Source organism: Mucilaginibacter antarcticus, from assembly GCF_042686155.1.
Lineage (GTDB): Bacteria > Bacteroidota > Bacteroidia > Sphingobacteriales > Sphingobacteriaceae > Mucilaginibacter > Mucilaginibacter antarcticus.
In genome coordinates, this window is record NZ_JBHUON010000001.1 from 130,372 (window position 1) to 151,680 (window position 21,309).

The window sequence follows — 21,309 nt, forward strand, 5'->3', positions numbered from 1 at the left end:
AAAGGCAGCCAAATATTAGTTGGTTACAGCGTAAAGTTTTTTAACCTGTGCAGCAGTTAGGGCGCGGTTATAGATCCGCACTTCATCCAATTTACCTTTTAGCAGGTAAGAAAAACTTTGACTGTCAGCACCAATATAAAGGTCGGCATTTGCTGTCCTTACAGGTGTAGGTATTTTAATAGCGGTGTTGTCTAACACGCCATCAATATAGTAGCTAATTTGTTTTTTATTAAAGTCGTATACGGTGGTTAACATATGCCATTGGTTAAGCGCAATAGGTTTGATACCTGCGGCAAGTGTGTCAGTGCCGCCTGACAATTGGAAACTTGTAGCACCTACTGCTCCACCGTTAGAAATGGCATTGCCATTGAGAGAGTAATTCCAGCCATTTTTTGATCCCGTGCCTCGTTTACACAAAATTTCACTACCGTACGACGCGTTGTAGGCATCAAGATTTACCCAAACACTTAACGTAAAATCAATACTGTTCAATCTCAAATCTAACTTATCTTTTACAACAACATTACTGCTGAGCCCGTTAAACTGTAATGCAGAGTTGACTTTGTTATTTCGATCAGTAGTATAAGTTACGTTGGCAGCAACGCCGTGATTGCTTTTCCCTGAAGAGTCAACAACGCTTCCATTGAAAGTATAGTAGGCTAATAAGCCTATTTTTAAACTATCAACAGTGGGCGTTACCGGCGGTAATGTCGGAGGTATTTCAGGAGTTGGTACAGCATCTAATTTAATACACGCTACGCCAAACACGGCTATAGCTAAAAATAAAAATATAATTCTCTTCATGCTAAGGTTTATTAACCTGATAATAAGGTATATAATTTTATTTATGTTTTGAGTAATGCCTTGATAAATTAAGGTTATTAACGGTGTCTTTACGCCATATCACTAAGGAATCAGCATTAACTTTTTGTACCTCGAATGAGCGCTCGTTGGTTTTGTTTTTATCAAGCACTAGTAAACAACCTGGCTGCGCCACGCCCCAGGTACCATTTACCGGCGGCGCAGGTGGTGTACCCGGCGTAAGCGAGTTAAATACCACATTGTAACTTGCATCTGGGTTTAACCTGAAATACCCCGACTGTTTTACAAATTCTGATTTGTAAACTGTATCAATGCCGTATGGTCTTTGCAAGGTAAAGGCCATATCCCAGCGGGCTATCAGGCTGCCAGAGGTGGGGCACTTAAAGGCCGCGTATCTTTGAATTACCGTTGTCTGGCCAATTTTTTGGTGAAGGATCAACGAATCGTCAGATAACTTCACAACGGTGAACCGGCGCTCTCTAAAGCCACCCGAGTTTAATACAAATTCGCAGTTTTTGTTAATGCTCCAGGTGCCGTTAAACGGTGCGTCGTCACTAAAAAGATTGTAGCTATAATTGCTATTGATCTGGAAATATCCGTTGGGATAAACCATGCTGTGGCTTAGCAACTTGCCACTGGCATCAACTACATCTGTTTGGTAATTTTTTATAGACCATCGTTTCATATAGTCGATTGACGAATCATGCAGGCAAATATCGGTAGTACGCACTTCTTTACGACATGATGCCAGCAATACTGCGGCAAGTAAAAAGCACCAAACTAAGCTATCCTTTTTCATCATCGGGGGAATGTAAATATACTGGTAATAGGTAAACAAAAAAAGAGCCACAATTACGTGGCTCTTTTTTATAATTTATCGTGTTAAATATTACGACTGGAACTTTTTGGCGTTGATTTTACGCTCGTTCTCATTCAAATAAATTTTACGTAAGCGGATGCTTTGAGGCGTAACCTCAATATACTCATCAGCCTGAATATACTCCATTGACTCTTCTAAAGAGAATTTGATAGCGGGCGCTATACGTACGTTGGTATCGCTACCAGATGCACGCATGTTGGTTAACTGTTTACCTTTAGTTAAGTTAATAACCAAATCATTATCACGAATGTGCTCGCCCAAAACCTGGCCTTCGTAGATATCAACTCCCGGATCAATGTGGAAACGACCGCGATCCTGCAATTTATCAATAGCGAAAGCAGTAGTTTTACCGGTATCCATAGATACCAATACACCGTTTGAACGGCCTGGGATAGTACCTTTCCAAGGCTCGTAAGCTTTAAAGCGGTGAGCCATAATAGCCTCGCCACCGGTAGCGGTTAATACGTTGTTACGTAAGCCAATAATACCACGTGCAGGGATCTCAAACTCTAAGTGTTGCAAGTCGCCTTTAGGCTCCATGATCAACAAATCGCCTTTACGTTGCGTAACCAATTCAATTACTTTACCGGCAACTTCTCCGGGAACGTCAACCGTTAAAACTTCTATCGGCTCGCATTTAACACCGTCAATTTCTTTAACGATTACCTGGGGCTGGCCTACTTGCAATTCGTATCCCTCGCGACGCATAGTCTCGATCAATACTGATAAGTGAAGAATACCACGACCGTATACTAAGTATGAGTCCGGCGAATCTGTTTCAACAACTTTCAACGCAAGGTTTTTCTCCATCTCTTTGTACAAACGGTCACGTAAGTGACGGGAAGTAACAAATTTACCTTCTTTACCAAAGAAAGGTGAAGTGTTGATGGTGAACAACATGTTCATGGTAGGCTCGTCAATATGAATAACCTCCAATTGTTCCGGTTTTTCAAAATCAGCAATGGTATCGCCAATGTCAAAACCTTCAATACCTACTACTGCACAAATATCACCTGCGGTAACTTCTGTAGCTTTAACCTTACCTAAGCCTTCAAATGTGTAAAGCTCTTTTATACGCGTTTTTTGGATAGTACCATCGCGTTTAACCAACGATACCGGCATATTCTCTCTAACCACACCCCGTGCAACACGGCCAATTGCAATACGACCAACGAAAGAAGAATAATCTAACGACGTGATCTGCATTTGCAATGTACCCTCGCTAATTGGCGGCGGTTGTATGTTTGCTATAATAGCATCCATCAAAGGAAAAATATCCTCAGTTTTTTGCTTGTAATCTGTGCTCATCCAACCTTGTTTTGATGAACCGTAAATTACAGGGAAATCTAACTGGTCTTCTGTAGCTTCAAGGTTATAGAATAACTCAAAAATTTGTTCATAAACTTCTTCAGGGCGACAGTTTTCTTTATCAACTTTATTTACAACCACAATTGGTTTTAAGCCTAATGCCAAAGCCTTTTGGGTTACAAAACGTGTTTGAGGCATAGCGCCTTCAAAAGCATCGCAAAGTAGTAACACACCATCAGCCATTTTCAGTACACGCTCAACCTCACCGCCAAAGTCGGCGTGACCAGGCGTATCAATGATGTTAATTTTAGTACCCTTGTATACTACCGATACGTTTTTCGAAACGATAGTGATACCACGCTCGCGCTCCAGGTCATTATTATCCAATATCAACTCACCAGTTTCCTGGCCTTCGCGGAAGATTGCACAACTGTGCAGGATTTTATCAACCAAAGTAGTCTTGCCGTGGTCAACGTGTGCGATGATCGCAATATTTCTTATATTTTGCATGAAATGCCTTTAAAATTTGGCGCAAAGGTAACGTTAATATATGGGATATTAAAACGTTTGATGCATTTTCAACTCCTTATAGTTCAGTTGAAAGTAAAAAAATGCGCGGGTAACATATCTTACCTAAACACGTTTATTAATAAATGCCTATTTTTGCTACCATGAATATACAGTTGATACTGGTTTTACTCATATTTGCGGCTGCCCTGTTTTTTATTGGGCGCATGATGTACAGAAATATATTTGTTAAGGAAGGTTGCGGCGAAAATTGCAAATGCGGGGTTGATTTTTCGAACATCGATACCCACAAAGCTGTTAAGTAACACAACCAGGCCCTGCTCTATATTTCTGCTAAATCGTTTCCCTAATGGCTGCAAAGCAGATTTTTCAAGCTGAGAACCCCGGCCGGTGGACCCGCTTTAAGTGGACAAGCCGTATCCTATTAATTGCTTTGGTATGCAGTATTATTGGCTCAACCATTACCATCACCTCGCAGACTTATCCGGTACTGCCCAACCTTAATCCTACCCCAAAAAAACTGACTAAAGAGGAGCTCGATCAGCTTAAAGCCTCAAAACAGTTTAAAGATTTTAGGATTGACAAGAGCCACCTTGAACGTCTTGAGCGTACCCGTTCGGGCTTTCGCGCCAGGCGGCCCAATAATAAAGACCGTATAAACGCCGCCTATTACCGCCCCTGGGAAGCACAAGCCTATAACTCGCTTGCAGACCATATTGGCAAGCTTGACATGATAGTGAGCGAAGGTTTTTATATTAAGCCCGGCGCCGATACCATACAAGCCAAAGTGGATACAGGCCTTATCAACATTAACAAAAAATTTAAAAAGCCGGTAATTGTTACCATTGGCAACTACGTAAGCTACACCAATAATACCGGCAAGTTTGATACCGACGATATTGAGCGCATTATAAAGCGCAAAGATTTGCGGGCCACTTTTATCAACAGCATTGCCAAACAACTGGCTATCCATAACTTTAAGGGCATTAACCTCGATTTTGAAGATATAAAAGATCGCAACGCGCCTAACTACATCAAATTTCAGCAGGAGCTTTATACTATTTTACATGCCAAAGGCTACCTGGTAACTCAAAATGCTGTACCCGACGACGAACAGTACGACCTGAAGCGCCTGCAACACGTTAACGACTACCTGTTTATAATGGCCATTAACCAGCATACCGAAGAGAGTAATGCCGGCGACATATCAAACCAGCATTGGGTCGAAGTAATATTAGACGAAGTTTGCGCCAAAATCTCAAGTGAAAAAGTTATCCTGACGGTATTTGGCGGGGGTGTAGATTGGCCCGAAAATAGCGTGGGTAAAGCCATTGGCTACCAGGCCGCCATCAGTATAGCGCATGAAAACAAGGCCAAAATAATTTACGACCCGCAATCGGCCAACTTGCGCTACAGCTATACAGGTACCGACAGCCTGAAACATACCGTTTACTTTACTGACGCGGCCACAAATTTCAACATCATCCGTATGGCCGATGATTGGGACACAGGTGGCGTGGCCCTATGGCGGTTAGGCAGCGAGGACCCACGGATTTGGACCTTTTATCAGAAAAATCTTGCCATAGACTCGTTGCGCAAAACTGGGTTAGATATGAAACATCTTCGCTCCGTTGGCCTCAATAACAAGATAGATTATGTAGGCGATGGCGAAGTGCTTGACCTGATAACCACCCCGGTTAAAGGTGAGATTGACGTTAAGATGGATACCACCAACTACGTCATCACTGATCAAAAATACATTAAGCTGCCTACCAAATATGTTATCCGCAAATACGGCTACAAACCGGGCAAAATAGTTTTAACGTTTGACGACGGCCCCGATCCGGACTTCACGCCACGGATACTGGATATACTAAAAAAAGAAAAAGTGCCTGCCGCCTTTTTCGTGGTAGGATCAATGGTTGAGAAAAACCTGCAGCTATTTAAGCGCATTTATGACGAGGGTTACGAAATTGGTAACCATACCTTTTTTCACCCCGATATATCGCAGGTTAGTATTGAGCGGGTAAACCTGGAATTGAATTCTACGCGCAAGCTAATCGAATCGGTTACAGGGCACAGCACCATACTGTTTCGCCCGCCATTTAATGCCGATGCCGAGCCGCAAACGCTGGAAGAGGTGATACCTGTGGCCGAGAGCCGCAAACAGAACTATATAAATATTGGCGAATCTATTGACCCATGGGATTGGGAGCCCGGAGTTACTGCTGACAGTATTGTTGCCCGCACCATTCGCCAGGCTAACAACGGATCAATGGTATTATTGCACGATGCCGGCGGCGACAGTCGCGAGGCTACCGTACAGGCTTTGCCCCGCATAATCCATTTTTTTAAAACTCATGGCTACGAGTTTACTACCATAGCCGACATTATGGATAAAACCAAAGACGACCTGATGCCACCCGTAAAAAACGGCACGAGGCTAACCACGTCGTTAACGGATGTTTTTATAATGACTTATTATTACTTCAACTGGTTTTTGTTGTATGTGTTTCTGTCGGCCATATTTTTAGCTATCGGCCGCATTGTGCTTATCGGGATTTTGGCTTTAAGGCAATACAGCGAGAACAAAAGCTTTAAACGCTACCGGGAGCGGGTAAACAAAATGCAGTTACACCCGGTGAGCATTATTGTACCAGCCTTTAACGAAGAGGTTACCGCGCTTAAAACCATTGAAAGCTTACTAAAAACCGAATATGACAACTTCGAGATCATATTTATTGATGACGGATCAAAAGATAAGACCTATGATATGGTTTATGCTGCCTACGGCGATAACCCGCACGTAATGGTGTTAACCAAGCCCAACGGCGGCAAAGCATCGGCCCTTAACTTTGGTATTACCCACGCCAGTTTTGACTACGTAGTTTGTATTGATGCCGATACCCAGCTAAAAGATGATGCCGTTTACCACCTGATGACCTATTTTACCGATGATGAAATAGGCGCGGTAGCCGGTACGGTTAAAGTAGGTAACGACAGTAATATTATTACCCGTTGGCAGTCTATAGAATACATAACCGCCCAAAACATGGACCGAAGGGCATTTGACCTGATCAATAGCATTACCGTTGTTCCGGGAGCTATCGGGGCGTTTCGCCGCTCGGCGGTGTTCGAAGCCGGCGGTTTTACCACTGATACGCTGGCCGAGGACTGCGACCTTACTATGCGGATATTGAAAAAAGGCTATGTGATACGTAACTGTGCCGATGCCGTGGCTTACACCGAAGCACCAGAGACCATTAGCGGCTTGCTGAAACAACGTTTCCGCTGGAGCTTTGGGGTAATGCAAAGTTTCTGGAAAAACCGCAGCGCCCTTTTTAACCCAAAGTACAAGTTTTTTGGCATGGTGGGCATGCCTAACATATTGATCTTTCAAATTGTATTGCCGCTGTTCTCTCCCCTTGCAGATCTGTTTATGATTATGGGGCTGTTTAGCGATAAGCCCGAGCGCATCATGATCTATTACGGCGTGTTTGTATTGGTCGATTTTATTGTGGGCACCATTGCCTTCTGGATGGAAAAAGAGGATTATAAAAAGCTGATCTACATCATTCCGCAACGTTTTGTGTGGCGCCAGTTGATGTACTATATCCTTTTTAAATCAATACGTAAAGCATTGAAGGGTGAGTTGAGCAGCTGGGGTGTGTTGAAACGGACGGGGAATGTGAAGGGAATGAGGAAGAAGTAATACAAAGTTATGTTATCAGCCATAAACGTGTAAAATACCCTTTTTAGGACTAATCTTGTTTCATTCTGAGAAATCTAAATGATTTTAAAAATGCTCATTATCAATAGATTAAACAAAAATCTTGTTTCATTTTGTTTTACTAAAATTTAGCAATCACCTAATTATCAATAAATTAGTTCAAAATCTTGTTTCACTTGTTTCATGTGTTGCACACGCGCGTGAAACAAACTACCTCACTCCCGACCCGGCAATGGCCAGCGGGTAGCCAACTGTATTACTGAGCGAAGCGGTATCTATAGGCCAGGCCTGCTGGCTGTTGTCGTTAGGGAAGATGAGGCTATAAACCATCATGTGGGTAGCCGAGTCGATAACCACTTTATAGCAGTAGTCGGGTACGCCAACGGGGTGGCCGGCCTTTAAGGTACGGTTGGTATAGATAGCCCCCGCCGTGATATACAGCGTATGGCTTTGAGACAGCTCGCGGATGCGGCTCTCCCAAACCTTCCAAACGCCACGGTTGAGCTTACGGGTTTGAGGGATGCAGTTATAGTAGCTAAAGGTCTGCTTATCAAGGCTACAGCTATAGGCAAAGTCTTCGGCATTAGCCAGGTGGCCGCGGTCGTAGCCTGATCGTCGGTAATCGTCGGAGGTAGCGGTGAGTGTACTGTCAGGCTTAAAGTCGAAGTTGTCGCGCTCGCAATCGCCGCCCCCTTGCTTCAAAGTGTAGGTGACGTATAAAGGATCCTTTAATGTATAGGAGTAATAGGATTTGTAGTTACCCATATTGATAACACTATCCACCCGCTGGTTATCATGCGGCACAGACTGCTGTTGGCAACTTGACAAGAAAATGAGGATGGCTAACAATTGTAACAGTTTCGGCTTCACACAGCAAAGTTGGCATTTTACCCCAAACCACAAAAGCGAAAGCTGTTAAAAAGAAAGAAACTAACCTACAGATTTTAGGCTTGCCTCTGCAACAATCAGTTTTTCGGCCATCTCAACAGCCTTACGCTGCGCCGGAGAGCCACTATCATAAAACCCAAGCCCGTCTAAATGCACCGCTATCAGCTCCGCAAACAGCTGGAACATGCCTATGGTCTCTGCGTTGTTTACTTTAGCTGGCTTAGGGTCGATAGAGCATAGAGTGCCGAAAAAAGACCCGTCCTTTAAAACAACGGGCAACGAAATGTAGCTTTGAAAGCCGTATTGTAGAGGGGTATGATGTTGGGCAAATTTAGGATCCTCGGCAACATGATCAATCACAATGCCCTTACCACTTTGCCGTATCTCATTACATATGGTTGATACAAGCTGTAGCTCGCCACCGGGTTTGAGGCCAAAGTTAATTTCATCGCGTACGCTGCAGGCTACCCATTTATCATGCGTAACCCGGGCAATTGCGGCGAAGCCCATCCCTGTAATACGGCAAACAACCTCCAGCATTTTGGGCACCATGGGGATGCGGTTTATAGCATCAATATCCGTCCACGCACCGGGGTCCTGTATCAATCTGTTAACGTCAACCTCTAGTATCGCGGCAATATCAACCACCCTGCGCAGGCTGATCTCTGATTGGCCCAACTCTATTTTACTATACCCATTTTGGCTTATACCTAGTTTATAACCCAGGTAGTCTTGAGAGTAATTGCGAAACAGGCGCGCGTTACGGATGTTGCTGGCAACAGCTTTTGCGTTGTACATGGGTTATAGGGTATTCTTGGTAACAGAAGTAACTGTGTAATTGGTAATACAGGAGCCTGAATTAGATCGTAATTGCAGCCTTTACAAGGTAAGGTAGTATTTCTTTTTGAAAGGATACAAAGTTTTTGCGCACGTCGCTGTCGCTAACTGAAGTGAAAGCGAAGCTAAATACAATGTTCTTGCTGCATTTGATTAAAAAACGCATGCGTTGCGCATAGTTATCAGTTTTCCGGATGGCGGTAATGCGGCTGAAAGATGCCAGCAACAGATCCTCTAACTCATTGCTCAGGTTCTTTAAAAAGTCCTGCGAGTTTGTGCTCTCGCGGATGAAATCCCAGCCTATAAACTCGTTGCAAACCGTATAGCTCAATCGGCAGGTTTTCATAATCAGGTTTCCAAGATGTTCTTCCTCGTCCATTTCAGACGGGTTAGCTTGTACCAGTTCGTCGACACTAACGCGTATGTAGTCCATCAGTAAAGTATGTAAAACGTGTTCTTTACTGTCAAAATATTTGTAAATGGTGGCTTTAGCTATTTTAGCGCGCTTTGCAATTTCGTTAACACTGGTTTTATGGTACCCGAATTTTCGAAACAGTTCTTGCGCTGCCTTCTTAATGCTATCCTTTATTTTGTCGGCTTCCATGTATCAGTTAGTTACAAATATCTCAAAATAACTAACATTTACTGTATAAGTCTTCAATGATTTTACAGCAGGGGCTTTGGCGGGTGTACCATCCTGTAAAAGCCATTTAGCGCCGCTGCATGGATCGGTTACGGTAAGGGTGGGATTATCAAGATTTAGGGCGCACTTATTTTGCGGCTGATAGGCGCTGCACCGGTCGTATGCAGCATAACCCTGCGTAGTACGATACAGGATTAAACCCGACACGCCATAACCGTTAATAATAACGGCACCACCGGGATTCTTTAAAGCTGCTAATCGAGGATCATTCAGGGCCATCTGGAAATTAACAGCTACACTGGGGACATAGTCAGTTGATTTACCGCAGCCGAACCAGCTGAGTATCAACAGTGCAATTATCCCCGGTTTTTTGATCATGCTATATAATTTCAGTTTGAAACTGTTTCAGAAAACGCTCATCATTCTCACTAAATAAACGCAGATCGCGTATTACATATTTAAGATTGGCAATACGCTCCATACCCATGCCGAAAGCAAAGCCGGTAAATTTCTTACTGTCTATGCCGCAATTTTCTAACACATTTGGATCAACCATGCCACAGCCTAAAATTTCAACCCAGCCGCTATGTTTACACATATTGCAGCCCGCTCCCTTACAAATGGTGCATGATACATCCATTTCCGCAGATGGCTCGGTGAACGGAAAATATGATGGACGGAAACGCACCTGCGTGCCTTCGCCATAAAGCTCTTGAACGAAATGGTAAAGCGTTTGCTTTAAATCGGCAAAAGACACATTCTCGTCGATATATAAACCTTCAACCTGGTGAAAAAAACAATGGGCACGGGCAGATATTGCCTCGTTACGGTAAACGCGGCCCGGCATAATAGCACGGAACGGTGGTTTGCCGTTCTCCATCATACGTACCTGTACAGATGATGTGTGGGTACGCAAAGCAATATCGTCTTTCCCGGCATTTTTCTTAATGAAGAAAGTATCCTGCATATCACGGGCGGGGTGCTCTTCCGGGAAGTTCAAGGCAGAGAAATTATGCCAGTCATCTTCAATTTCCGGCCCCTCGGCTACGTTAAAGCCAAGGCGTTTAAATATATCAATGATCTCATTACGTACCAGTGATAACGGATGGCGCGAGCCTACCTGAAAGTTATCGCCGGGTAAGGTTAGGTCGATGTCTGATTTCGATTCGTCAACAGCCGAAGTAAGGTTCTCTTTAAGATCATTGTATTTGGCTTCGGCCAGTTGTTTAAACTGGTTCAATACCTTGCCAAATATGCGTTTCTCTTCAGTACCAACGGTTTTAAAATCTTCAAAAAGATCTTTAATTAATCCCTTAGTTCCTAAAAATTTAATACGGAACACCTCCAGTTCATCCGCGTTAGCGGGAGAAAAAGCGTTTATCTCGGCAGTGTATTGATCTATTTTATCTTGCATTATAATGTATTGTAATCTACAAAATTAACATATTTGTCGTTATAGGGAGCCAACGTTACAGCGTGCTATCGCTTCACCTCCCGTAATGACAAATGGAGTCGTTTATTTAATCACTGCTAAAGCCTTACCTACTTTTGTAAAGGCAGCAACAGCTTTATCTAAGTGTGCAATATCATGCCCGGCAGAGATCTGCACACGGATACGTGCTTTGCCTTGCGGCACCACAGGGTAATAAAAACCAATAACGTAAATACCTTCTTCAAGCATTTTCGCAGCAAATTCTTGCGCAAGTTTTGCGTCGTACAGCATTACAGGCACAATTGGGTGCACCCCCGGCTTGATATCAAAACCTGCTTCGGTCATCGCTTTGCGGAAGTATTGGGTATTGCTTTCCAGTTTATCGCGCAGTTGTGTTCTCTCGCTTAACATATCCAACACAGCAATTGATGCACCGGTAATTGCCGGGGCCAAAGTATTTGAGAACAAGTATGGTCGTGAGCGTTGGCGCAACATGTCAATAATTTCTTTACGGCCTGATGTAAAACCACCCGATGCGCCACCCAAGGCTTTACCTAAGGTGCCGGTAATAATATCTATCTTACCCATAACATTATGGTGCTCATGCGTACCTCTGCCGGTTTTACCCATAAAGCCTGAGCAGTGACTTTCGTCAATCATCACTAAGGCATTATATTTTTCGGCAAGTGCGCAAACTTTATCTAATTGAGCAATAGTGCCATCCATAGAGAAAGCGCCATCGGTAACAATAATACGGTGACGCAAGCCTGCCGTTTCTTGTAGTTTAGCTTCCAAATCGGCCATGTCATCATGTTTGTATCTGTAGCGTTGGGCTTTACACAACCGTACACCGTCAATTATAGAAGCATGGTTCAACTCGTCGGATATAATAGCGTCCTGTGCGTCAAACAGCGGTTCAAACACACCACCGTTAGCATCAAATGCTGCGGCGTAAAGTATGGTATCCTCAGTTCCTAAAAAATCAGATATTTTTTGCTCTAGTTGTTTATGGATATCCTGTGTACCACAAATAAAACGTACCGACGACAAACCGTAGCCATGGGTATCCATCGCTTTTTTTGCAGCTTCAATAACCCGCGCATCACCGGATAAACCCAAATAATTATTGGCGCAAAAGTTTATTACTTCCTGCCCACCCTGCACGGTGATATCGGCGCCTTGCGCCGAGGTGATGATACGCTCTTTTTTAAATAAACCTGCCTCTTCTATAGCGGCAAGTTCTTGTTGCAAAACCGGTTGTAGTGTAGTGTACATGAGATCGTTTAATTTGCGCAAAACTAAGCATTTATAGGGGGATTTGACTTCACATCTACTTTGTTTAAATAATAATATGCCACAAACAAAACATTTAAGCTTTTTAAGCATTATTTGTTCAAACGCATGAAAAGATTTTTACTCCCGATATTCTTCATAATTAACGCCTTAGCATTTAAGGCGTCGGCTCAACAATACGTTTTGTCGGGCCGTATTACTGATGCGAAAAACCAGCCAATTTCTTTTGCCTCGGTTTACATTCGTAATTCAACTTACGGCACAACTACTAACGAAGAAGGTATCTATAAATTTAACTTAAGCCCCGGCACTTACGACCTGATATATCGTTATGTAGGGTACAGAGAGCGCGTGCAGCGGGTTGTTATTAATGATAAGGAAGAGCGCCGGGATTTACAGCTAGAGGACGAGACGTTTCAGTTAAACACCGTAACCCTTGCCTCTGATAAGCGTAATGCAGACACTGCGGCGGCTATTATTTTGCGTAAAGTAATAGCTAAACGCGAGTATTATTTAAACGAAATTAAATCATACGGGTGCGCCATCTATGTAAAAGGTGTGCAAAAATTAATAAGCGCCCCTAAATCATTACTAAAGAGCGGCGTATCAACCGTGTTGGATCTTGACAGCAATGGACGGGGAATATTGTACCAGTCAGAAACGCTGTCAAGTTTTAATTACCAAAGCCCTGATAAGGTGAAAGAGGAGATGATAGCATCGCGCGTTGCGGGTATTACCCCCACGTTTAGCTATAACAAAGCGTCAGACCTGGGCGCTAATTTCTATAATAATATTTTCACTATCGAAGGTTTGAGCAGCAACGGCTTTGTATCCCCAATTGCCCATAACGCTTTTAAATATTACAACTACAAACTGGTGGGCAAAACTGTTACCAATGGCCGCACTATTGACAAGATATCATTATGGCCTAAAGGATTGGGCGACCATGCTTTTGAGGGCGACATATACATTGTTGAGGGCGATTGGCGTATCTATAGTGTAAACCTGCGCCTAACAAACAGAACCAACAAGCTTAATTTGGTAGACACCATGCTGATAAGCCAGCAATATGTAGCTGTACAGGATAGTACCTGGATGCCGGTATCTATCCAATATGACTACAGCGGCAAGGTATTTGGTTTTAAATTTCAGGGATATTATTTGGGTGTTTATAACAACTATCGTTTTAACGTACAGCAGAAACCGGGCTTTTTTAATGGCGAGATTTTAAAGATAGACACCATTGCCAACACTAAAAACGAAGACTATTGGGTCAAAACCCGCCCAATTCCGTTAACCCAGCAAGAGGCACGCGACTATCAGAAAAAAGACAGCATTGCGGCCGTGCAAAAGTCGGGGCCATACTTGGACTCCTTACAAAAAAGCAAGAACCAATTTCTTATTTTGCCTTACATTGTATTTGGTTTTACGTCTACCAGCAGGGACAATAAAGACTCACTGTATGTATTTCCGTTTAATCAAACCTTGTTTTACAATACGGTTGAAGGTGTTGGCGTAAACTTAAAGGCCCGTTATTCCACCACGTCTGATGACCTTAAAACGTTCAGCATTTCGCCTGCAATACGATACGGATTTGGCAATAAGTTATTCAATGCCAATGTGCAGGCATCTTACCTTTACAACCCTTTTAATGCCAGTCAATTTTTTATTAATGCGGGCAGCGATGTAATTGACCTTAATAATGTAGGCACACGATCTCTGTTTTTTAATACGCTAAGTACACTGCTAAGTAATAACAATTATGTAAAATATTACAGGTCCGAATTTTTAAGCGGTGGTTATCGTCGCGAGCTGTCCAATGGCATCATGTTTAATGGTTCATTAACGTACGCCAGGCGTACCCAGATGTACAACAATTCGTATAATCACATTTTTAAAGCCAAAAACAGGGAATATACATCAAATAACCCGCTGGCGCCACCGGGCACGCCTGCCGATGACCGCTCGTTTTTGTTTCCGCAGCACGAGGCGTTAACTTTAAATACGTCCGTTAAGTTCACTTTTGATCAAAAATATATAACCCGCCCAACCGGCAAAGTTTACCTGCCATCAGCCTACCCTACTTTAACGGTAAATTATCGAAAGGCTTTTTCTGGCATTTTAGGTGCTGATGCCGATTACGATTTTGTATCGTTAGATATATCGCAGGATAAGATCAGAACGGGGCTGCTTGGCTATTCGGCATTTAAAGTAAATACAGGTACGTTCTTTACTAAAAAGGCCTTGTACTTTATGGATTACAATCACTTTTTAGGCAACCAGGGTACCACATTTGATCCTACTTACATTGGCAGTTTTCACTTCCTGCCCTTCTACCAGTTCAGCGCCCCAAGTTTTTATCTTGAAGCTCATTATCAGCATAACTTCGCCGGGGCGTTACTTAACCGCATAGGCTTTATCCGTAAGCTTAAGCTCGAAGAAATTATAGGTGTAAACTACCTTACTGAACGCAGCAACATGAACTATAGCGAAGCTTATGTGGGCCTGCAGCGGTTTGTTTTCAGGGTTGATTACGGCATATCTTACGCGGGTAACAGTAAGTATATGCAAGGGTTCAGGATATTTTATGGTATAAGATAAGCTGGGTCTTTTCGGTTTCAGCTCAATAACTTATCTTTGCGCCTCATTTAACGCCGTTTGCAGCGGCATCAATGGTTTATGGCACAATACAATACACTACTGTACTATTGTTATTCGACAATAGCCGACGGCGAGCAGTTTGCAGCCGATCATTTAAAATTTTGTAAATCCCTTAACCTTACCGGCCGGGTTATAGTTGCCACCGAGGGCTTAAACGGCACTATCTCAGGTTCGCCCGAATCTTGTAAAGCCTATATGGATACTTTACATGCTGATGAGCGTTTTGCATCAATAGACTTTAAAGTTGATGAAGTTGATTCCCCGTCATTTGTAAAAATGCATGTGCGATATAAAGACGAGATAGTACACTCCGGTTTGCGCGATCCGAATATCATCAATCCTCAAGATAAAACAGGGATTCATTTAGAGCCACAAGAATTCCTGGAGATGAAGGATGGCGAGGATGTAATAATTCTAGACGTACGTTCAAACTACGAGCACAACCTGGGCAAATTTAAAAACGCTATTACGCTGGATATTGAGAATTTTCGTGATTTCCCGGAGAAGATCAACGAGCTGGCTGAATACAAAGACAAAAAGATAATTACCTACTGCACCGGCGGCATTAAATGCGAAAAAGCATCGGCGCTGTTATTGCACGAAGGTTTTACCGATGTTTACCAACTGCACGGCGGCATTATAAAATATGGCAAAGAAGCAGGGGGCGAAGACTTTGATGGTAAGTGCTACGTATTTGATAATCGCTTAGCGGTTGAAGTAAATTCGGTTAACCCGGTGGTGATTGCAACTTGCTACAATTGCGGCAACGTTACCGATAAGATGATCAACTGCGCCAATCCCGAGTGCAATGAGCATTTTACCCAATGCGATGACTGCGGCACCACTATGCAAGGCTGCTGCTGCGATGCTTGTAAAGAGCATCCCCGCAAGCGCGAGTATGATGGTACGGGTTACTATGTAAAGGTGCCGCTGCCGGTTAACGTAAAGGCAGGTAAAGTTTCGCTTGCTTAATTAAGCCTGTCATCCTTCGCTACGCTCAGGATGACAGGCTGTTCTTACCACTGCATTACTCTAATGCCAATTTGCCCGTCTACCAAGCCAAATTCTTTTGCGCCCCAGGGCCTTAACGTCACTTCATTCAGGTTGGGATGCAGCAGCTCAGGGAATTTCGAGGCTACCTTCTGGTAAACGTGTTCGATATCGTGTGTCACCAATCTTAATTCAGGATGATCGGTTTGGGCCTGGTGTTTATTTTCAAAGATCATAACGCTTAGGCTACCTTTATCTACCACACAAAATGGATTGGCGGCATTTAGATCCTGGTGGGCGAGAGTAAATTCGAGGCAATCAATAAAAGTTTTAAGGCCTATGTTGATATCAGTGTAAAACACACTTGGCACCAGCTTGGTAAAAGTCATACCAGATTGATGAGTTGGCCTAAGCTAATAAATTTAAAAATCCTTTTAAAAAGGTTGGTAGCAACCTATAAGCGGTAACGGTTGTTTATCCCAACAAAGGTTATCATGATCTTCAAAAGCTTTTTCTTTAATCAAAAAGCAACTGTAACGCTATAAAAAGTAGCAAAACGAGAAGTGTAATGCTAGAAACACAAATTAAATTTGGCTTTCTGTTTTTTTTGCTACTTTAGTGCCACCAATTATTTACCGTTAAACAGCTTCAACCTTTTACCTAAATCCAGATAACTCCATTGCGGGTAGCCAATTCTGAGTAATTTGTTAAAGCGTTTATATTGATTAACACTAAGCTTAACCAGCTAAATAAGTACGACATTGTTTTGCAATTATAGTCAATCAATTCCGTTGTGCTCAAACCCTAAATTTTATTCACCCAATAACCAATTACCTATGTCAAAAAATTACCAGGCATTATTGCTAAGTGCGGCTCTAGGTTTGCAGCTGCTTATGTATGGCTGCACCAAGAAAGAAACCGTTAATCCTATCGTCGTCGAAATGACGCTGGAGAAATCTAACGTAGCCCTGTTACCCAGCGGCACCATAAATGTGAACATTAACAGTGGAAACGGCGAGTATAAAGCTATATCGTCAAATGATGATATAGCCAAAGCCACTGTAAGCGGCAACATTATAACCATTACCGCCGGTACAAACCAAGACAAAGCGCATGCCTACATTGTTATCACCGATAAAATGTTTAAGCGCCAAAGCATTGATGTAGAGGTTTCAAAGCTATTTGACCTTGTGCTAAGCAAAACGCAGGCCGATCTTGAAGTAGGTATCACCGGTAAAAACGAAGTCACCATAAATATAAATAGCGGCAATGCCGGCTACCAGGCCGAAGCTATTGAAAATACCGCATCATTGGTAGAGATCAACAAAACCAAGATAGAAACCTATGGCAAACTTACCATTAAAGCGCTTGCAGCTGGTACGGCAAAGGTTAAAGTGACCGACGCCAAAGGTAAAGAAGCTATTATAACACTAAACATTACAGCTCCAACTGCCGTCGCGTTAAGCAAAACTGACATTACTCTTGCTGCTGTACAAGCCAGTACAGAGATAAATATCACTGCAGGAAATGGCGATTATAAGGTTAGCGTTGCTAACCCACTAATAGCAAAAGCTTATATAATTGGCACCGTATTAACCATTAAAGGTAAGATCAACGGCACCACAGTGGTAACTATCGAAGATAAAAAAGGACAAAAAGCTACTGTTAATGTTAAGGTTGATGGTGCAGCATTTGCTATGAACCTTAGCGACCAGTACTTTGGTTATGCCAATTTTAATGACATAGCTATTGTTGACGTATCGGTAAAATCAGTTAAAACCGTAACATTTGAGCTTACCTGTAAAATAGATGGCTACCGCGGCCTGCAAACCTTTATCGGGCTGGAGGGCAACCTCCTCATCAGAGGTAAAAATGACGATTTCCGCCCGACGCATCCCTTACAGATTGTCGGTCTTGGTGATAAGATCACCCTTGAAAGCACATCAAACTTTAACCTTAACCAATGGATGAACATTGCGCTCGTGGTTGATTGCAACCAAACTGATGTGAAAGAAAAATACAAGTTATACATTAACGGTGTGCAGGATGTATTGGTGGTTATACGCCAAGACGAAACGCATACATCCATAAACCTTGCATCAAGCAGCGATGGTAACAGGTTTGAGATTGGCCGCGCCGTAGGTCAGGATTTTAGAGCTATGAAAGGTACTATCTCTGAAGCCCGTGTGTGGACTGTTGCCCGTACCGCGCAGCAAATTAAAGATAACATGTGCGGCCTAACTGGCGCTACAAACCCCGGCCTTTTGGCCCGCTGGAACTTTACTGCCGGTGCAGAAACAGGTTACATACAGGACAGCAATGGCGGCAAGTACGAAACTAATCTGATACTGGCTAACGCCAAGGCAGGTGGTAGCTATACCCAAGTTAAGGCCCCGGCCAGCGTGTTTGTAAGCAAAGGCTGCCCTAATTAATGCATGGTTTAAAAGATCTAAAAAAATTGAAATGAAAATATTATCTAAAATATTTATCCTGTTGGCGCTTTGTACGTTTGTACTAACCGCTTGTAAAAAGACACAGGAAATAATTATGCCTGGCGACACCGTTGGCACAACAATGGTTGGTGTAACCGGCTTAAGCGCGGTGCCGACTACAGAGGAAAATGAGCTTCAAATAAGCTGGACTAACCCTAACGACGAGGCACTGTCTAAGGTATCGGTGTCTTATACGCCAACATCAGGCGGAGTGAACGTTACTGCTAACCCGGTGCTTTTAAATGCCACTAAGGGTGCCGCGCAAAAAGTATCTGTTATTGTACCTAAAACCGTACAGTATAACATTAGCGTGGTTGCTATCAACAAAGCCGGGGTACGCTCTGTTGCGGCGACAACCCAAGCTACACCGTACTCGCCTACGGCGCCACCGGTGGCCGATTTAACGCCGGTATTTTTGAAACGTGCCGATACCCTGATGACATCGTTGGTGAGTCTTTACCTTAACGGTAAAGAGCGAGACATCTGGACCTCAAACTATCCGTTTAAAGATGGTTTTTGGAACGGCGCGGCGACAATGTGGGGGCACGGTGGAGCTTTCTCTGGCTACGCCGCTTTTAAAGAAGCTGCAGAAGCATACCCAACCTATAAAAACAAAATAGCAGGATCTTATGACAACCGTTTACTAACAGGTATAGACAAATTTAGAAACACCAAGGGTGGCAAACCAGAGGCATTCGCGGTGTACCCTGGTACCGGCGATGAGCGCTATTTCGATGACAACATTTGGGTGGGCCTGGATATGGTTGACCTATATATGCTTACCAAAAACGAAGGTTACCTTACACGCGCAAAACTGGTTTGGACCTTTGTTGCCTACGGCACGGATAACGTAATGGGTGGCGGTGTTTACTGGAAAGAATTTGGCGAATCAAAAAACACCTGTTCGAGCGCGCCTGCAGCGGTTTTAGCTGCTAAATTGTATATGGCAACTAATGATGCTACATATTTACAAAGTGCCAAAGCTTTATACGCGTGGACAAAAACGAACCTTCAAGACCCTGCAGATTATTTGTATTGGGATAACATTCACCCAAGCGTTTCAGGCAACTTTAACTCGCCGTTGGTTATTGAAAAATCTAAATTTGAATATAACGCCGGCCAGCCTATGCAAGCGGCGGCATTGCTGTACAAAATAACCGGCGAGACGCAATACCTTACCGATGCGCAAAACGTAGCTAAAGCTGCTTACGCCAGATGGTTTGCTCCGTTTAATTCTTACACCATGGGCGAGTCGTTCAGGATAATGCAACCGGGCCATGTATGGTTCCAGGCTATCCTGTTCAGAGGGTTTATTGAGTTGTATAAGATAGATGGGGACAAAACTTATGTCCGTGCTTACCAGAAAACCATGACCAATGCCTGGCTATCCAACGCCCGCAACCGTACCACCAATTTGATCAATAGTGATCTGAGAGGGGGCACAACGCAGACAGATTTTGACATACTGTTTCAGGGTGCTTGTTTAGAAATGCTATCGCGATTGGCGCTTTTAGAGCATCAGGGATTAAAGTAGTCCAAACAAGTTTTTATAAGCGATAAAGCCTTTCTACATAGTTGTGGGAAGGCTTTATTGTTTATATCTGTGTAACCAAAGCTCTGTCATCGCGGTGAGCAAAAATACTACCTTGGGATAGTCCGTTACCAAACCGCCCTCCGAAGAAGGCTATCGCACAGCCGGCCCTTTATCTATTCAAAAAAGGAATCATCTTGTACAAGTTTCACTTCTTAAATGCTGATATCGCTTTTTTTCCACCTTCTGCTACCGCCACTGCCAATAAGCCTGCCACTATGCCAAATGTTAGTTCTTTAACTATAACCGGCCAGGTTGGAAACAGGTGATGGAAGTATTCAATATTGTGCGCAAAAATACCGCCCGATACAAGGATAAGGGCTATAGTACCAACCACGCCCAATACTTTAATAATAACGGGTAGCGACTTAACTAGCAGTTTACCCAGTAATGAAAAGAAGCCTTTGTTTTTTGAGCGATTAATAAGGCTGTAACCCGCATCGTCCATACGAACAATAAGGGCTACAATGCCATAAACGCCAACGGTGGCTAATAGCGCAACAGCAGATACGGTGATGATTTGCGTAGTCAGATCTTTTTCTACAACTGTACCCAGTGCAATGATGACAATCTCGACAGACAGTATAAAATCGGTAGTTACGGCTGATTTCACCTTGGCCTTTTCAGCTTCGGCATCATCAGTAACCGCTTCTTTAATTACCTCGTGCCCCTTCTTTTCGCGATGAAAAAGAAATTCTACAATCTTTTCTACCCCCTCATAAGCCAAATAAAATCCGCCTAAAACTAAGGCTACGGTAATAGCGACAGGCAAAAATGCGCTTAGCAATAGCGCAATAGGAACTATAATTAGCTTATTTATAAAGGAGCCCTTTGTGATGGCCCAAAGCACTGGTAACTCGCGCGACGATAAAAAGCCGGTGGCTTTTTCGGCATTTACTGCAAGGTCATCGCCCAAAATTCCAGCGGTTTTACGCGCGGCAACCTTTGTTGTTATTGCCACATCGTCCATTAACGCGGCTATATCGTCTAAAATAGCAAAGAAACCAGATGCCATGTTTTATATAAGTTGATGTGTGGCAAGATATAAATTACCTACGGCTTGCTAAAGCTAAAATCAAGCCAAGAGTTGGTTTGCGGCTACATCTAACCATTCACGCTTTCGGAGAGGCGAATGGCTGTGCGATGCAACGATGGGGTTATCGCCCTTTCTAAATCGCTTATATATCTTCCAAAGCGAGAGACCGCGTGAACCG

Annotated in this window: 17 protein-coding genes; 6 read left to right on the plus strand and 11 right to left on the minus strand. The window is 43.3% G+C overall.

Going from position 1 to position 21,309, the window contains the following annotated elements; genetic code table 11:
- Positions 1 to 15: 15 nt before the first annotated feature.
- The 3 genes from ACFSYC_RS00550 to typA form a co-directional block, all read right to left on the minus strand.
- A complete protein-coding gene (locus tag ACFSYC_RS00550; protein WP_377122247.1) occupies positions 16 to 804 on the minus strand; it encodes a LamG domain-containing protein in 789 nt (262 codons plus the stop codon).
- A 37-nt stretch (positions 805 to 841) separates the two neighbouring features.
- The gene (locus ACFSYC_RS00555; RefSeq protein ID WP_377122250.1) at positions 842 to 1,624 is read right to left on the minus strand and encodes a hypothetical protein; all 783 of its coding nucleotides are present in this window, start codon (positions 1,622 to 1,624) and stop codon (positions 842 to 844) included.
- Positions 1,625 to 1,711: 87 nt separating this feature from the next.
- A complete protein-coding gene (gene typA / locus ACFSYC_RS00560; RefSeq protein ID WP_377122253.1) occupies positions 1,712 to 3,520 on the minus strand; it encodes a translational GTPase TypA in 1,809 nt (602 codons plus the stop codon).
- A gap of 143 nt (positions 3,521 to 3,663) precedes the next feature.
- Between typA and ACFSYC_RS00565 the strand changes: the two genes are divergently transcribed.
- Together ACFSYC_RS00565 and ACFSYC_RS00570 are read left to right on the plus strand one after the other, a co-directional pair.
- Entirely contained in the window at positions 3,664 to 3,843 is a 180-nt protein-coding gene (locus ACFSYC_RS00565; protein WP_377122256.1) for a FeoB-associated Cys-rich membrane protein, read from the plus strand.
- A gap of 44 nt (positions 3,844 to 3,887) precedes the next feature.
- Positions 3,888 to 7,250 (plus strand): glycosyltransferase, encoded by a 3,363-nt coding sequence (locus ACFSYC_RS00570; RefSeq protein WP_377122259.1) that lies wholly within the window; start codon positions 3,888 to 3,890, stop codon positions 7,248 to 7,250.
- Positions 7,251 to 7,478: 228 nt separating this feature from the next.
- On the opposite strand, the gene ACFSYC_RS00575 is transcribed toward ACFSYC_RS00570, so the two are convergent.
- The 6 genes from ACFSYC_RS00575 to kbl all read right to left on the minus strand — a co-directional run bounded on the left by ACFSYC_RS00575 (position 7,479) and on the right by kbl (position 12,343).
- Positions 7,479 to 8,138, minus strand: coding sequence for a DNA/RNA non-specific endonuclease (locus ACFSYC_RS00575; RefSeq protein WP_377122262.1), 660 nt, complete (start codon positions 8,136 to 8,138; stop codon positions 7,479 to 7,481).
- 60 nt (positions 8,139 to 8,198) lie between these two features.
- Positions 8,199 to 8,954 (minus strand): GAF domain-containing protein, encoded by a 756-nt coding sequence (locus ACFSYC_RS00580; RefSeq protein WP_377122265.1) that lies wholly within the window; start codon positions 8,952 to 8,954, stop codon positions 8,199 to 8,201.
- Positions 8,955 to 9,015: 61 nt separating this feature from the next.
- Positions 9,016 to 9,597 (minus strand): TetR/AcrR family transcriptional regulator, encoded by a 582-nt coding sequence (locus ACFSYC_RS00585; RefSeq protein WP_377122268.1) that lies wholly within the window; start codon positions 9,595 to 9,597, stop codon positions 9,016 to 9,018.
- Between the two features lie 3 nt (positions 9,598 to 9,600).
- On the minus strand, positions 9,601 to 10,014 hold the full coding sequence (locus ACFSYC_RS00590) for a hypothetical protein (protein WP_377122271.1): 414 nt from the start codon (positions 10,012 to 10,014) through the stop codon (positions 9,601 to 9,603).
- A gap of 1 nt (position 10,015) precedes the next feature.
- Positions 10,016 to 11,050 carry a phenylalanine--tRNA ligase subunit alpha gene (gene pheS / locus ACFSYC_RS00595; RefSeq protein ID WP_377122274.1) on the minus strand — a complete coding sequence of 345 codons (1,035 nt, stop codon included), beginning with the start codon at positions 11,048 to 11,050 and terminating at the stop codon, positions 10,016 to 10,018.
- Positions 11,051 to 11,152: 102 nt separating this feature from the next.
- The gene (kbl, locus tag ACFSYC_RS00600) at positions 11,153 to 12,343 is read right to left on the minus strand and encodes a glycine C-acetyltransferase (RefSeq protein WP_377122277.1); all 1,191 of its coding nucleotides are present in this window, start codon (positions 12,341 to 12,343) and stop codon (positions 11,153 to 11,155) included.
- A gap of 126 nt (positions 12,344 to 12,469) precedes the next feature.
- Between kbl and ACFSYC_RS00605 the strand changes: the two genes are divergently transcribed.
- Positions 12,470 to 14,962 (plus strand): DUF5686 and carboxypeptidase regulatory-like domain-containing protein, encoded by a 2,493-nt coding sequence (locus ACFSYC_RS00605; RefSeq protein ID WP_377122280.1) that lies wholly within the window; start codon positions 12,470 to 12,472, stop codon positions 14,960 to 14,962.
- A 78-nt stretch (positions 14,963 to 15,040) separates the two neighbouring features.
- On the plus strand, positions 15,041 to 15,994 hold the full coding sequence (gene trhO / locus ACFSYC_RS00610; protein WP_377122283.1) for an oxygen-dependent tRNA uridine(34) hydroxylase TrhO: 954 nt from the start codon (positions 15,041 to 15,043) through the stop codon (positions 15,992 to 15,994).
- Positions 15,995 to 16,038: 44 nt separating this feature from the next.
- Here trhO and ACFSYC_RS00615 read toward each other — a convergent pair whose 3' ends face one another.
- On the minus strand, positions 16,039 to 16,401 hold the full coding sequence (locus tag ACFSYC_RS00615; RefSeq protein ID WP_377122286.1) for a hypothetical protein: 363 nt from the start codon (positions 16,399 to 16,401) through the stop codon (positions 16,039 to 16,041).
- 447 nt (positions 16,402 to 16,848) lie between these two features.
- Here ACFSYC_RS00615 and ACFSYC_RS00620 point away from each other — a divergent pair, with 447 nt between their 5' ends.
- On the plus strand, positions 16,849 to 18,444 hold the full coding sequence (locus ACFSYC_RS00620) for a LamG-like jellyroll fold domain-containing protein (RefSeq protein ID WP_377122289.1): 1,596 nt from the start codon (positions 16,849 to 16,851) through the stop codon (positions 18,442 to 18,444).
- Between the two features lie 31 nt (positions 18,445 to 18,475).
- Entirely contained in the window at positions 18,476 to 20,038 is a 1,563-nt protein-coding gene (locus tag ACFSYC_RS00625; RefSeq protein ID WP_377122292.1) for a glycoside hydrolase family 76 protein, read from the plus strand.
- 205 nt (positions 20,039 to 20,243) lie between these two features.
- Here ACFSYC_RS00625 and ACFSYC_RS00630 read toward each other — a convergent pair whose 3' ends face one another.
- The gene (locus ACFSYC_RS00630) at positions 20,244 to 21,110 is read right to left on the minus strand and encodes a DUF808 domain-containing protein (RefSeq protein ID WP_377122295.1); all 867 of its coding nucleotides are present in this window, start codon (positions 21,108 to 21,110) and stop codon (positions 20,244 to 20,246) included.
- Positions 21,111 to 21,309: the final 199 nt, after the last annotated feature.

What these genes read in the sequence shown, in the direction of transcription:
- ACFSYC_RS00550 (WP_377122247.1), bottom strand. Translation starts at nt 804, where the DNA reads ATGAAGAGAATTATATTTTTATTTTTAGCTATAGCCGTGTTTGGCGTA.
- ACFSYC_RS00555 (WP_377122250.1), bottom strand. Translation starts at nt 1,624, where the DNA reads ATGATGAAAAAGGATAGCTTAGTTTGGTGCTTTTTACTTGCCGCAGTA.
- typA (WP_377122253.1), bottom strand. Translation starts at nt 3,520, where the DNA reads ATGCAAAATATAAGAAATATTGCGATCATCGCACACGTTGACCACGGC.
- ACFSYC_RS00565 (WP_377122256.1), top strand. Translation starts at nt 3,664, where the DNA reads ATGCCTATTTTTGCTACCATGAATATACAGTTGATACTGGTTTTACTC.
- ACFSYC_RS00570 (WP_377122259.1), top strand. Translation starts at nt 3,888, where the DNA reads ATGGCTGCAAAGCAGATTTTTCAAGCTGAGAACCCCGGCCGGTGGACC.
- ACFSYC_RS00580 (WP_377122265.1), bottom strand. Translation starts at nt 8,954, where the DNA reads ATGTACAACGCAAAAGCTGTTGCCAGCAACATCCGTAACGCGCGCCTG.
- ACFSYC_RS00585 (WP_377122268.1), bottom strand. Translation starts at nt 9,597, where the DNA reads ATGGAAGCCGACAAAATAAAGGATAGCATTAAGAAGGCAGCGCAAGAA.
- ACFSYC_RS00590 (WP_377122271.1), bottom strand. Translation starts at nt 10,014, where the DNA reads ATGATCAAAAAACCGGGGATAATTGCACTGTTGATACTCAGCTGGTTC.
- pheS (WP_377122274.1), bottom strand. Translation starts at nt 11,050, where the DNA reads ATGCAAGATAAAATAGATCAATACACTGCCGAGATAAACGCTTTTTCT.
- kbl (WP_377122277.1), bottom strand. Translation starts at nt 12,343, where the DNA reads ATGTACACTACACTACAACCGGTTTTGCAACAAGAACTTGCCGCTATA.
- ACFSYC_RS00605 (WP_377122280.1), top strand. Translation starts at nt 12,470, where the DNA reads ATGAAAAGATTTTTACTCCCGATATTCTTCATAATTAACGCCTTAGCA.
- trhO (WP_377122283.1), top strand. Translation starts at nt 15,041, where the DNA reads ATGGCACAATACAATACACTACTGTACTATTGTTATTCGACAATAGCC.
- ACFSYC_RS00615 (WP_377122286.1), bottom strand. Translation starts at nt 16,401, where the DNA reads ATGACTTTTACCAAGCTGGTGCCAAGTGTGTTTTACACTGATATCAAC.
- ACFSYC_RS00620 (WP_377122289.1), top strand. Translation starts at nt 16,849, where the DNA reads ATGTCAAAAAATTACCAGGCATTATTGCTAAGTGCGGCTCTAGGTTTG.
- ACFSYC_RS00625 (WP_377122292.1), top strand. Translation starts at nt 18,476, where the DNA reads ATGAAAATATTATCTAAAATATTTATCCTGTTGGCGCTTTGTACGTTT.
- ACFSYC_RS00630 (WP_377122295.1), bottom strand. Translation starts at nt 21,110, where the DNA reads ATGGCATCTGGTTTCTTTGCTATTTTAGACGATATAGCCGCGTTAATG.